This is a genomic window from Citrobacter sp. 21OH12SH02A-Citro, from assembly GCF_027919895.1.
Lineage (GTDB): Bacteria > Pseudomonadota > Gammaproteobacteria > Enterobacterales > Enterobacteriaceae > Citrobacter > Citrobacter braakii.
Genome location: NZ_CP114801.1, coordinates 668,065 through 681,307 on the forward strand (window position 1 = coordinate 668,065; position 13,243 = coordinate 681,307).

Below are 13,243 nucleotides of genomic sequence, written 5' to 3' on the forward strand. Positions count from 1 at the left end.
CCATGAACGACAACATCATGACCGCGCAGGATTATCCATTAGCGACCCGCTGCCCGGAGAAAATCCAGACTCCTACCGGCAAACCGCTAACCGAGATTACCCTTGAGAATGTGCTGGCGGGCCGTGTAGGTCCGCAGGATGTGCGTATTTCTCAGCAAACGCTGGAGTACCAGGCGCAGATTGCCGAACAGATGCAGCGTCACGCCGTGGCGCGTAATTTCCGTCGTGCGGCGGAGCTTATAGCAATCCCGGATGCCCGTATTCTTGAAATTTACAACGCGCTGCGGCCGTTTCGTTCTTCGTTCGCCGAGCTTCAGGCCATTGCCGATGAACTGGAACATACCTGGCATGCCACGGTGAACGCCGGGTTTGTCCGCGAGTCGGCAGAGGTGTATCAGCAGAGAAACAAGCTGCGTAAAGGCAGCCAGTGACGGAGGTTGTATGCCGTTAATTGCAGGGATTGATATCGGCAACGCCACCACCGAAGTGGCGTTGGCGCAGCATGGCCGGTTTATCGCCAGCGGGATTGTCGCCACGACCGGTATGAAAGGTACACGGGACAATATTGCCGGGGTGGTGGCCTCCCTGCAGCAGGCGCTGAATAACACCCCGTGGTCGCTTCAGGACGTGGCGAAAATCTGCATCAACGAGGCAGCACCGGTGATTGGCGATGTGGCGATGGAAACCATCACTGAAACCATCATTACCGAATCAACAATGATTGGGCATAACCCGCAAACGCCCGGCGGCGTTGGCGTGGGAATGGGAACCACCATCGCCGTGGAGAAGCTGGCGGCGTTGAGTGAAGATCGGTTTACCCAGGGCTGGATCCCGCTGGTCGGTGAGGAGAGGGATTTCCTCGAGGCGGTTTGGTATATCAATGAGGCGCTGGATCGCGGGGTCAACGTGGTGGCGGCGATCCTGAAAAAAGATGATGGCGTGCTGGTGAACAATCGCCTGCGTCGAACAATGCCGGTGGTAGATGAAGTCACCCTGCTGGAGAAGGTGCCGGAAGGTGTGCTGGCGGCGGTGGAAGTGGCGGCCCCAGGACAGGTGGTGCGTGTGCTGTCGAATCCTTACGGCATCGCGACCTTCTTTACCCTGACGCCCGAGGAAACGCAAACCATCGTCCCCATCGCCAGGGCGCTAATTGGCAACCGTTCCGCCGTGATGCTGAAAACCCCGCAGGGTGATGTGCGCTCAAGGGTGATCCCGGCGGGTAAGATCTTTATCCGCGGCGAAAAGCGTGGCGGTGAAGCCGACGTAGCGCAAGGCGCACAGGCCATTATGCAGGCGATGAGCACCTGTGCGCCCGTGTGCGATATTCGTGGTGAAGCAGGTACGCATGCAGGCGGCATGCTGGAGCGAGTGCGTAAGGTGATGGCCTCGCTGACCGGTCACGACATGAACGCGGTGTATATTCAGGATCTGTTGGCGGTGGATACGTTTATTCCCCGCAAGGTGCAGGGCGGTATTGCCGGGGAGTGTTCAATGGAGAACGCCGTTGGCATTGCGGCGATGGTGAAATCCGATCGCTTACAGATGCAGGCCATCGCCAGTGAGCTGAGCGTCCGGTTAAACATCCCGGTTGAAGTCGGCGGCGTGGAGGCCAACATGGCTGTCGCCGGTGCGTTAACAACGCCCGGATGTGCTGCACCGCTGGCGATCCTCGATTTAGGCGCAGGCTCCACCGATGCCGCCATTATCAATAGCGATGGCGTTGTGAAAGCGGTCCATCTGGCTGGCGCGGGAAATATGGTCAGCCTGTTGATTCAAACCGAGCTGGGCTTAAGCGATCCGTTTCTGGCGGAGGAAATTAAAAAATACCCGCTGGCAAAAGTGGAGAGCCTGTTCAGCATTCGCCACGAGAACGGCGCGGTGGAGTTTTTTCGCGAACCGCTCAGTCCGTCAGTGTTTGCCAAAGTCGTTTATCTGAAAAACGGCGAGCTGATCCCCGTAGATAACCAGACCTCGCTGGAAAAAATTCGGTTGGTGCGCCGACAGGCCAAAGAGAAAGTTTTTGTGACCAACTGCCTGCGCGCTTTACGCCAGGTGTCACCCGGCGGCTCTATTCGCGATATGACTTTTGTGGTGCTGGTGGGCGGCTCCTCGCTGGATTTCGAAATCCCGCAGATGATCACCGACGCGCTGGCGCATTACGGCGTGGTTGCCGGACAGGGCAACATCCGTGGTACCGAAGGGCCGCGTAATGCGGTAGCGACCGGGCTGGTTTTGGCCGGGATAGCGAATTAATCGTGCAGAAAACAGCCGCCGCAAGCGTTTAGCTGCGGGGTAAATCAAATAAAGGTGATGTTCTCTTTGATATCCCGGCGGAGTTGGGTACATAGTATAAATGTGTCTCTCACGTGGTTAATTTTAAGGATAAGAGCATGCCAACAGCAATTGAGAAAGCATTGGATTTTATTGGTGGTATGAACACTTCGGCGTCAGTACCCCATTCAATGGATGAAAGTACCGCTAAGGGAATCTTAAAGTATTTGCATGACTTAGGTGTGCCAGCAAGTCCGGAAGCTGTGATGGCACGGGGTGAGCAGGAGGGATGGAATCCCGAGTTCACGAAAAAAGTGGCCGGATGGGCAGAAAAAGTGGCCTCCGGTAACCGCATCCTTATCAAGAACCCAGAGTATTTTTCAACCTATATGCAGGAGCAGCTCAAAGAGCTAGTTTGAGCTGACTATCGAATCAAACTCTAACGGACGTTTCCATCTCTGGATGGCGACGTCCAGAGGGGGACAGTGACCAGCTTGTTGCTGGACAGAGGCATCCCGTAATATATCTTCAGGCCCCGCCTGCCGTATTCTTCCCGGCTCTTATTTCACATTCTGGTGCGAACAGATATTGATTTGTTCCAGCAGGAATCCTTTTGGCTCGTGCCAACATCTACGGAAGAACCCCAAAAAAAAGGACCTGCGATTTCTCGCCAGCCCTTGCTGTGTTTGGTGGCCCCTGCTGGACTTGAACCAGCGACCAAGCGATTATGAGTTCCTGTCAGAACATGTAACCGTTAATATTCATCCATATCATGTACATAGAGTGGATTTAACTGTGATTTTTTTCACACCTTTTGCCAATATGTACCACTGTATGTTTGCACACCACCTCGTGGTGGCGGTTGTGTGGATAGAGAGCTAAATGAGCACGTTATGATAGAGCGGGTCGAAATGATTGCGCGTCTGAGTGCTGAAGGTACTTGTCAAGAAAGGGACTGTAAAATCGCATTGATTTGATTGCAGAAATAGTGAGAGGCAACTTGATGAAAAATAACTCCTTTTCGCTAGTTTTCTCTGCAACCCATGCAGAAGAACGATTAACAAAGGCTGAGTAAGTTACGAGGAAAAACAGGTTGTATACTGGTTGTTAGGTTGCCTGCATAGAATAGTCAGTTATTTTTTGAATCTCCCCTTATTCCAACCTCATTAGGAGCACGACTCAGTGCTCCGAAGGTTAGGTGGGGCGTAAGCGGAACCATTCCTGTCAACAAAACAATAATGATATTCATACAACAGGCTTAAGGTGCTATAATGCTGCGTTTTAAAGGTTGATTTTCAGGTATAACACAATAATAACCAATACGTTAATCGAAATGACATTTTTTTATTATAAAAGGTTTTTTGCATGAGTGATAATGAGAAAAATAATGTAAAAATCTTTGATGGGATAAGAGGTGTGGCAGCCATGGCTGTCGTTTTATCGCATTCATTTTTAATGTTTATACCTTCGGTGCATTCTGGCAGTATGTTTGATAGCAAGTGGCAAGAAAATTTATTCAATAGCCCTTTTACTTTTTTCTATAAGGGGGGATCCGCTGTTAGCTTATTCTTTGTTTTGAGCGGGTTGGTTTTGTCACTGAGTTGCCAAAAAAATAATAACGAAATACGCTATATACAAGCATCAGCATTGAAGAGATACATTAGGCTTGGGGTTCCCGTAGCAGCATCTGTGATTATTTGCTATTTTATAATGTTATTGGGATTTTTTCCGGATAAGGATAGCCCCGCAGCATCAATGCCGTTAATGACTGCGTTTAGTTTTGATGGAAATATAGTGTCTGCCATATGGGATGCTTCATTTGGTGCTATGCTTTTTGGTAATATAAAGTATAACTATGTTCTGTGGACTATTGGTATTGAGTTTTTTGGTTCTATATTGGTATACGGATTTATATCTCTGTTTGGTGAGAATAAGACCATTCTTCGCTGGTTGTCGTTTATTTCATTTGTTTGCATGTTTTTGTCTGGTAGTATTAATGTGATTTATTATGGGCTTTTCCTTTCTGGTGTGTTTTTATCAACCTTCGAGATTAGTGAAAATAATGGAGGGTTAAGCAAGTTTATATCACTTCTTATGTTGTTTATTGGCCTTTATCTTGTTGGGTATGGACCGGCGAGCACAGCATATAAAGATCTGGTTGAATTTTACCTCTACCTTCAGTTTCAATGCAGTATATTCATACAATGGCCTGAGTTTACAATATCGCTTGGTTCTTTTTTGATTATTGCTTCTGTCTTTGTGAATGGGAGATGTTTAAGGGGGATGAGCAAAAATGTAGTCTTGTTTATTGGGAAGTTGTCATTTTCAATATACTTGCTTCATCCATTTGTTATATCTATAGTTGGTTTTTGGGTTTACAAAAACATTGCGTCGCCGTCCGTTGGTGCGTTTGTTACATTTATCTTAACTTCTATGATAACTATTTTGATATCAATGCCCTTTTATTCATATGTAGACAGAAAGTCAATAATGTTGGCGTCAAAATTTCCTGAGAAATTTAAGTTATTCGCAATAAATTACAAGCGGATGGTGTGGGGGGGACGCCTTGATAAAGCTAATTAAACAGGGCTTCAGCAGAACGATGATCATGGATGTTTTACTTAATAGTATTTTCAGCACATTTATAGGCCAGTAGTGCAAGCATGATACGATATGATATGAACTAAACCGGCATCTTGATGCCGGTTTTTTATGTTATTTTCTGTTTTTAGCTGTGCATGTATAAGAAGCATGGTTGTGTATTCGCAAAGCTTGCTAGTTCTGGACGTGTAATGCCAGAGCTGGCGCAGATCCAGAGTGGTCATGCATCTGCATTAAAACCGCCCCATAAAGCGGGCAGGCGTGGCGAGGATAGCATTGCGCGCTGAGGTAGGTATTTATTTTATTTTTCGAGCGTTTGAGCGCGTCCCTGTGGTGTTGTTTTGGTTGTGGATGAGTAACGCGAGATTAAGCGGTAACGGCGTGTCGTGGCGCTGAGGGCGTTGTGTGCAGTATGGGTAAAGCCGGCGACTGTTTTGAGGTTACTCGTTGTCGCCGAGGGTATATTTTTCGAAGCGGATAATCTCTTCACCCGCCCACTCGTTAAACTCCATAAACCGCGCCTGTAGCGGGGTCAGTTCGTTACGCACAAAGACCTTTGCCACCTTCTCAACATCACCCACTGAGCCGACTTTCTCGGGCTTACCGCCCATAAGCTGGAATGGGATGCAGTGCGCGCCGAGCAGGTCAGCGGCACTGAATTTTGAATCGCCACGAGTTTAACAGACAACTCGGAGTCATTTAAAATGGCTTAAAGAGAGGTGCACATTAGCAGTAAGCGTTATCCTGAAGAGTTTAAAATTGAAGCAGTTAAACAGGTTGTTGATCGTGGCCATTCTGCTTCCAGTGTTGCAACACGTCTCGATATCACTACCCACAGTCTTTATGCCTGGATAAAGAAGTACGGGCCGGACTCTTCCACCAACAAAGAGCAGTCAGATGCTCAGACCGGGATCCGCCGACTCCAGAAGGAGCTGAAGCGGGTTACTGACGAACGGGACATATTAAAAAAAGCCGCGGCGTACTTCGCAAAGCTGTCCGACTGAGGTACGCCTTTATCCGTGACAACTACTGTTGCTGGCTTGTTCGTCTGCTCTGTTGGGTGCTGGATGTTCATCCCAGTGGTTTTTACGCCTGGCTTCAGCAGCCGCATTCTCAGCGCCACCAGGCAGATCTGAGACTGACGGGACAGATCAAACAGTTCTGGCTGGAATCCGGTTGTGTTTATGGCTATCGCAAGATCCATCTGGACCTGCGGGACAGCGGGCAACAGTGCGGAGTGAACAGAGTCTGGCGGCTGATGAAGCGTGCCGGGATAAAGGCTCAGGTCGGGTATCGACGCTCACGAGCGCGTAAAGGTTAAGCCAGTATCGTGACACCCAACAGACTCCAGCGACAGTTCAACCCGGAAGCACCGGATGAACGTTGGGTAACGGACATAACTTAAATCCGAACCCACGAAGGCTGGCTGTATCTGGCCGTAGTTATTGACCTGTTCTCGCGCAAAGTTATCGGCTGGTCAATGCGACCCCGGATGACAAAAGATATTGTTCTGAACGCACTGCTGATGGCTGTATGGCGGCGTAATCCCCAAAAACAGGTGCTGATTCACTCAGACCAGGGCAGTCAATACACAAGTCATGAGTGGCAGTCGTCCCTGAAGTCACACGGTCTGGAAGGTAGCATGAGCCGTCGCGGTAACTGTCATGATAACGCGGTTGCAGAGAGCTTTTCCAGCTACTGAAACGCGAACGGATAAAGAAAAAGATCTACGGAACGCGTGAAGAAGCCCGTAGCGATATTTTTGATTACATCGAAATGTTTTATAACAGTAAGCGTCGGCATGGTTCAAGCGATCAGATGTCACCGACAGAATACGAAAACCAGTATTATCAACAGCTCGGAAGTGTCTAGATTATCTGTGGCGATTCAAACAGAGCAACACCAATCAATGCTAAAAGGGTATCCAAAGGGCTATTAATAAGTGAGTAAAATTTTGCCATGATAGCTTCAATCCTGTTATGGAGAATTTTTGAAGAATAATTTATGCGCAATTTACTGCCTAAAAATTAGGCAGTAATTACCTTGTGTACTCGACAGGTTTAAACATGAGGGGACAAAAAAGGGACGGCGGGCTAGATAGGTTAGTCGGCTATCTCTCCATTACCTTATATCTTTATGATTATAAAGCTAAAATTTGGTGGCCCCTGCTGGACTTGAACCAGCGACCAAGCGATTATGAGTCGCCTGCTCTAACCACTGAGCTAAGGGGCCGTGGCGGTGGATTATAAAGTAACTCCGCGTTGCAATCCAGACATAAGCGTACGGATGCTGTTTTTATAAACAATGTATTTTCAGTCCGTTATACTTGTTCCTCTGATGTATTGATGGGAGTAATTATGGTTAAGGACATACTGGCGCCGGGGCTGCGGGTGGTGTTTTGCGGCATCAATCCGGGGTTATCTTCCGCAGGTACAGGATTCCCCTTTGCACATCCCGCTAATCGCTTCTGGAAGGTCATCCATCAGGCGGGATTTACCGATCGCCAGCTCAAACCCGAAGAGGCACAACACCTGCTGGACTTCCGTTGTGGCGTGACTAAATTTGTCGACAGACCGACGGTGCAAGCCAATGAAGTGAAGCTACAAGAGATGCGCAACGGCGGTCGTAAGCTCATTGAGAAAATAGAAGAGTATCAGCCTGCTGCACTCGCAATCCTTGGGAAGCAGGCATTTGAGCAGGGCCTCAGCCAGCGTGGGGCGCAGTGGGGAAAACAAACGCTGACTATTGGCGCGACGAAAATATGGGTTTTGCCGAATCCCAGCGGGTTAAGCCGGATTACGCTGGATAAACTGGTGGAGGCGTATCGGGAAGTGAACGACGCCCTGGCCAGGCGGGGACTATAAAGAAAAACGCCACCTTGCGGTGGCGTTTATGCTTATGCGGCGAGATTAATCGTCGAGGAAGCTACGCAGCACTTCAGAGCGGCTCGGGTGCCGCAGTTTACGCAGCGCTTTTGCTTCGATCTGACGGATACGTTCGCGGGTAACGTCGAACTGTTTACCGACTTCTTCCAGCGTGTGGTCGGTATTCATATCGATACCGAAACGCATACGCAGAACTTTCGCTTCACGGGCGGTCAGGCCAGCCAGAACGTCGTGCGTTGCGGCACGCAGGCTTTCGGTGGTAGCAGAATCCAGCGGCAGCTCGAGGGTGGTATCCTCGATGAAATCACCCAGATGCGAATCTTCATCGTCGCCGATCGGCGTTTCCATGGAGATAGGCTCTTTAGCGATCTTCAGCACTTTACGGATCTTGTCTTCCGGCATCAGCATGCGTTCAGCCAGCTCTTCCGGCGTCGGCTCGCGGCCCATCTCTTGCAGCATCTGACGGGAGATACGGTTGAGCTTGTTGATGGTCTCAATCATATGTACCGGGATACGGATGGTACGTGCCTGATCCGCGATCGAGCGGGTGATCGCCTGACGGATCCACCAGGTTGCATAGGTAGAGAACTTGTAACCACGACGGTATTCAAACTTATCAACCGCTTTCATCAGACCGATGTTACCTTCCTGAATCAAATCCAGGAACTGCAGACCACGGTTGGTGTATTTCTTGGCGATAGAGATAACCAGACGTAAGTTCGCTTCAACCATCTCTTTTTTCGCACGGCGGGCTTTCGCTTCACCGATGGACATGCGACGGTTGATGTCTTTAACCTGCTCGATGGTCAGGCCGGTTTCTTCTTCAATCTGCTGCAGTTTCTGCAGTCCGCGGTGAACGTCATCTGCCACGTCGTGCAGTTTTTCAGACCACGGTTTGTTCATCGCGATTGCCGCGTTGAACCAGGTTTCGCTGGTTTCGTTGCCAGTGAACAGGGTGATGAAGTTTTTCTTCGGCATTTTGCACTGCTCAACGCAGAGCTTCATGATCAGACGTTCCTGAGTACGCACGCGGTCCATCATGACGCGCATGCTGTTTACCAGGTAGTCGAACTGCTTCGGCACCAGGCGGAACTGTTTGAACACTTCAGACAGCTTCTGAATTTCTTCCTGCGCGGCAGCATGGCTGCGGCCTTTCGCTTTGATGGTGTCGCGAGTGATTTCGTACTGAGTACGCAGTTCACCGAATTTTTCACGCGCTAATTCAGGGTCGATGCTGTTGTCGTCATCGCTGCTGTCGTCGTCATCTTCTTCATCTTCGTCTGCATCGTCATCCATCTCTTCCTGAGAGAGCTCAGAACCGACGTGTGTCGCCGTTGGCGCCATGTCTTCTTCCGCGTTCGGATCGACAAAGCCGGTGATCAGATCGGAAAGACGCGCTTCTTCAGCTTCTACACGATCGTATTGCTCAAGCAGGTAGGTGATGGCTTCCGGGTATTCGGCAACGGAGCATTGAACCTGGTTAATCCCGTCTTCGATGCGTTTAGCGATGTCGATTTCGCCTTCACGGGTTAACAGTTCAACGGTACCCATTTCACGCATGTACATGCGGACCGGGTCAGTTGTACGACCGATTTCGGACTCAACGCTGGACAGAACCTGGGCAGCCGCTTCTTCCGCGTCTTCATCGGTGCTGTTGGAGGTTTCAGCAAGCAGCAGATCATCGGCATCAGGTGCTTCTTCCATCACCTGAATACCCATGTCATTGATCATTTGGATGATGTCTTCGATTTGATCTGAATCGACGATATCTTCCGGCAGATGGTCATTGACCTCGGCATAGGTCAGATAGCCTTGCTCCTTACCACGTTGGACAAGTAGCTTCAGCTGTGACTGCGGGTTTTGCTCCATAAGACGGTATCCACACTTAATTCGTTTGATTGGTGTTGGGCGGTAAAACCGCCAACGGCAAAACGAGGGCATACTTATATTTTGCCGCTGCCTCTCCGTGCGGCTGTCGGGGGCTTCCCGAGCGATATTCGGCAGTTAAGCCGTTAAATACTTTTGTCTTTCTGTTATTTCTTGGCCAGTTCCTGGTTCAGCGTCCAGAGTTCCCGGCGTTCTTCGTTGCTTAAACCGTGTGTGCGCTCACGAGCTATCAACTCTTCCTGGCGCAGCTCAAGCATCGAATCAAACATATGGTTGAGTGAGTCGGTGAAAGTTTTTTCTGCGATATCTTTATCTGCTATATCGTCCCACATCGACAGTTTTTCAAGGGTCGCAGCATCATTTGTGCCACGATAGTGTTCTAAAAGTTGTCCGGTGGTCAGACCTGGCTGAGCCAGACAAGTGTTGACCAGTTCTCTGAATAAGCCAAGTCCAGGCAGCTTATTGCTATCCAGTGCGCCTAACGGCGGAACCAGCGGGGCGAGACCCGGGTTCTGTACCAGCAACCCTATAAGTATACGCATGGTCGTACGTTTTAGCTGTGGAACAGGGCGGGAAGCCCCATTTTCTGCCAGTTTTGGCATTAAACGTTCAAGCTGACTGTCATCCAGAATGCCGAGCTTGTTTCCCAACTCCTGTCGCAGATAAATGCGTAACGTTTCGCCTGGTACCTGAGTAATCAGCGGTAATGCCAGCGTGCTGAGCTGTGCGCGTCCGTCTGGGGTACTCAAATCCACCTGTGGCATCAGGCTGTTAAATAAAAACGCGGAGAGTGGCAGCGCCTGCTCCATCCGGGCTTCAAAGGCCTCTTTCCCTTCTTTACGCACCAGCGTATCGGGGTCTTCGCCGTCAGGTAAAAACATAAAGCGTAGCTGGCGCCCGTCTGTCATATAGGGCAGTGCAGTTTCCAGCGCGCGCCATGCTGCGTCGCGTCCGGCACGGTCACCGTCGTAACAGCAAATTACGTTGTTCGTCGCGCGGAACAACAACTGGATGTGATCGACGGTGGTTGACGTCCCAAGGGATGCCACAGCGTAGTTAATGCCGTATTGCGCCAGCGCCACCACATCCATATAGCCTTCTACCACTAACAGGCGCTGCGGATCGGCGTTATCCTGCTGGGCTTCATAAAGGCCATACAGCTGGCGACCTTTATGGAAAATATCGGTTTCCGGGGAGTTGAGATACTTCGGCAGGGCATCGCCCAGCACGCGTCCACCAAAACCAATGACTCGACCACGTTTGTCGCGGATGGGGAACATCACCCGTTCGCGGAAGCGATCGTAACTGCGTCCCTGATCGTTGGTGACCAACATTCCCGCATCGACCAGCGATTTACGATTCTCAGCATTGCCGCCAAACCGTTTCAGGACGTTGTCCCAGCCGGGGGGCGCAAAACCAATAGCAAAACGGGTGATCACGTCGCTACTTAATCCTCGCTTTTCCAGGTACTGGCGCGCGGGGGTAGCGGCGGGTTGCATCAAAGACTGTTGATAAAAAGTGTTCAGGCCGTCCATCAATTGATAAAGGCTTTGCCGTTGATGGCGCTCTATCTGACTAGGGCCACTGCCTGCTTCATAGGGCACTTCAAGGTTGTGCATTGCGGCCAGTTCTTCGACGGTTTCCACAAACTCGAGCTTGTCGTAGTTCATGAGAAAGTCGACGGCGTTGCCATGTGCGCCACACCCAAAGCAGTGATAAAACTGTTTCTCACCGTTTACGGTGAAAGAGGGGGTTTTTTCGTTATGGAACGGACAGCACGCGTGATAATTTTTGCCCTGCTTCTTCAGCTTTACCCGCGCGTCGATGAGATCGACAATGTCGGTTCTTGCCAGCAGGTCATTTATAAATACGCGTGGAATTCGTCCAGCCATATGCCCCGTTTATTTTTTTATGACTTATATACACAAAATCATTCAAGATGCATCAAGACGGCAAGGGAGCGAATCCTCAGGAGCGTACATCAGTACGTGACTGGAGGGAACGACTGCAGCCAACGCAGAGGCAGCTTGAATGATGACGCGTATAAACGAAAACAAGCCGCGCATTCCTTCCGGAAGCACGGCCTTACAACTACAACTCTGTCTGAATTGAGAGCCTTGGCTCTCAATGGATTAGTACAGACGAGTACGGCGTGCGTTTTCGCGAGCCAGTTTCTTCGCGTGACGTTTCACAGCAGAAGCTTTAGCGCGCTTACGTTCAGTAGTCGGTTTTTCATAGAACTCACGACGACGAACTTCCGCCAGAACACCTGCTTTTTCGCATGAACGCTTGAAGCGACGCAGTGCTACGTCGAACGGCTCGTTTTCACGTACTTTAATTACCGGCATGTAACTCTCACCTTTATAAATTCGGTTTGCCGCTGGCATCAACGCCAGCTTATTTCAAAATGGTGCGGAATTTTACTGCAATTGCTGCTGCTTTGTAAAGCACCGACGCGATTTTGAAAGGGACTTTTATAAGGATAAGGAGTATACACGAGCGGAACTCCTGGGGCGAACAAAGTTTTACATCAACCCGCATTGGTCCTACACTGCGCGGTAATAGAGCGAGGTAAAACAAGTCATGCGTGTACTGGGTATTGAAACATCCTGCGATGAAACCGGCATCGCCATTTACGACGATGAAAAAGGTCTTTTAGCCAACCAATTGTATAGTCAGGTGAAATTACACGCTGACTACGGCGGCGTAGTGCCAGAACTGGCCTCGCGCGATCACGTACGTAAAACCGTACCGCTGATCCAGGCCGCGCTGAAAGAAGCGGGACTGACGGCAAAAGAGATTGATGCGGTGGCGTATACCGCAGGTCCTGGTCTGGTTGGCGCGCTGCTGGTCGGCGCAACCGTAGGACGTTCGCTGGCGTTCGCCTGGGGCGTACCGGCAATTCCTGTGCACCATATGGAAGGGCATCTGCTGGCGCCGATGCTGGAAGATAATCCCCCTGCTTTCCCGTTCGTTGCGCTGCTGGTTTCCGGCGGTCACACGCAGCTGATCAGCGTCACCGGTATTGGGCAGTATGAATTACTGGGTGAATCGATAGATGATGCCGCTGGTGAAGCGTTCGATAAAACGGCCAAGCTGCTGGGGCTGGATTATCCTGGCGGCCCAATGTTGTCAAAGCTTGCATCGCAAGGCGTTGAAAAACGCTTTGTCTTCCCGCGCCCGATGACCGACCGTCCGGGTCTGGATTTCAGCTTCTCCGGCCTGAAAACCTTCGCCGCGAATACCATTCGTAATAACGAAAATGACGATCAGACGCGTGCAGATATCGCCCGTGCGTTTGAAGATGCTGTGGTTGATACGCTGATGATCAAGTGTAAACGCGCGCTGGATCAAACCGGTTTTAAACGTCTGGTGATGGCGGGGGGCGTGAGCGCTAACCGTACGCTGCGCGCAAAACTGGCCGAGATGATGCAAAAGCGTCGTGGCGAAGTGTTTTACGCGCGTCCGGAATTTTGCACCGATAACGGGGCGATGATCGCCTACGCGGGCATGGTGCGTTTTAAAGCGGGTGCAACGGCGGATCTTGGCGTGACCGTGCGTCCTCGCTGGCCGCTGGCGGAATTACCGGCGGCATAAGC

At 50.4% G+C, this 13,243-nt stretch carries 9 protein-coding genes, 1 tRNA gene and 3 pseudogenes; 8 read left to right on the forward strand and 5 right to left on the reverse strand.

Translation table 11 applies throughout. The features are described from left to right. The first annotated feature begins 2 nt into the window (after nt 1-2). The 5 genes and pseudogenes from O6D90_RS03285 to O6D90_RS03305 all read left to right on the forward strand — a co-directional run bounded on the left by O6D90_RS03285 (nt 3) and on the right by O6D90_RS03305 (nt 4,854). Entirely contained in the window at nt 3-431 is a 429-nt protein-coding gene (locus tag O6D90_RS03285) for a diol dehydratase small subunit (protein ID WP_016154578.1), read from the forward strand. Between the two features lie 10 nt (nt 432-441). Further along, nucleotides 442-2,253 carry a diol dehydratase reactivase subunit alpha gene (locus O6D90_RS03290; protein ID WP_271143247.1) on the forward strand — a complete coding sequence of 604 codons (1,812 nt, stop codon included), beginning with the start codon at nt 442-444 and terminating at the stop codon, nt 2,251-2,253. Between the two features lie 113 nt (nt 2,254-2,366). Further along, nucleotides 2,367-2,690: a DUF1889 family protein gene (locus O6D90_RS03295; protein ID WP_071524484.1), complete on the forward strand. Its 324-nt coding sequence runs from the start codon at nt 2,367-2,369 to the stop codon at nt 2,688-2,690. A 447-nt stretch (nt 2,691-3,137) separates the two neighbouring features. Continuing rightward, nucleotides 3,138-3,337: pseudogene (locus tag O6D90_RS03300) on the forward strand (DinI family protein); the annotation flags it as partial. A 299-nt stretch (nt 3,338-3,636) separates the two neighbouring features. Then, nucleotides 3,637-4,854: an acyltransferase family protein gene (locus O6D90_RS03305; protein ID WP_050566580.1), complete on the forward strand. Its 1,218-nt coding sequence runs from the start codon at nt 3,637-3,639 to the stop codon at nt 4,852-4,854. Between the two features lie 458 nt (nt 4,855-5,312). Here the strand turns inward: O6D90_RS03305 and O6D90_RS03310 are convergent. Beyond that, nucleotides 5,313-5,534, reverse strand: a pseudogene (locus O6D90_RS03310) (phage portal protein); the annotation flags it as partial. A gap of 63 nt (nt 5,535-5,597) precedes the next feature. Between O6D90_RS03310 and O6D90_RS03315 the strand changes: the two are divergent. Continuing rightward, nucleotides 5,598-6,744, forward strand: a pseudogene (locus O6D90_RS03315) (IS3 family transposase). 284 nt (nt 6,745-7,028) lie between these two features. On the opposite strand, the gene O6D90_RS03320 reads toward O6D90_RS03315, so the two are convergent. Next, a tRNA-Ile gene (locus O6D90_RS03320) sits at nt 7,029-7,104 on the reverse strand. A gap of 125 nt (nt 7,105-7,229) precedes the next feature. On the opposite strand from O6D90_RS03320, the gene mug reads away from it, so the two are divergent. Then, a complete protein-coding gene (gene mug / locus O6D90_RS03325) occupies nt 7,230-7,736 on the forward strand; it encodes a G/U mismatch-specific DNA glycosylase (RefSeq protein ID WP_016157505.1) in 507 nt (168 codons plus the stop codon). A gap of 45 nt (nt 7,737-7,781) precedes the next feature. Here mug and rpoD read toward each other — a convergent pair whose 3' ends face one another. The 3 genes from rpoD to rpsU all read right to left on the reverse strand — a co-directional run bounded on the left by rpoD (nt 7,782) and on the right by rpsU (nt 11,992). Beyond that, entirely contained in the window at nt 7,782-9,626 is a 1,845-nt protein-coding gene (gene rpoD, locus O6D90_RS03330; protein ID WP_016154549.1) for an RNA polymerase sigma factor RpoD, read from the reverse strand. A gap of 164 nt (nt 9,627-9,790) precedes the next feature. Next, the gene (dnaG, locus tag O6D90_RS03335) at nt 9,791-11,536 is read right to left on the reverse strand and encodes a DNA primase (RefSeq protein ID WP_271143248.1); all 1,746 of its coding nucleotides are present in this window, start codon (nt 11,534-11,536) and stop codon (nt 9,791-9,793) included. 240 nt (nt 11,537-11,776) lie between these two features. Continuing rightward, nucleotides 11,777-11,992, reverse strand: a complete 216-nt coding sequence (rpsU, locus tag O6D90_RS03340; RefSeq protein ID WP_001144069.1) for a 30S ribosomal protein S21 — start codon at nt 11,990-11,992, stop codon at nt 11,777-11,779. A gap of 235 nt (nt 11,993-12,227) precedes the next feature. On the opposite strand from rpsU, the gene tsaD reads away from it, so the two are divergent. Further along, nucleotides 12,228-13,241 (forward strand): tRNA (adenosine(37)-N6)-threonylcarbamoyltransferase complex transferase subunit TsaD, encoded by a 1,014-nt coding sequence (tsaD, locus tag O6D90_RS03345; RefSeq protein ID WP_003024694.1) that lies wholly within the window; start codon nt 12,228-12,230, stop codon nt 13,239-13,241. The last annotated feature ends 2 nt before the right edge of the window (nt 13,242-13,243 follow it).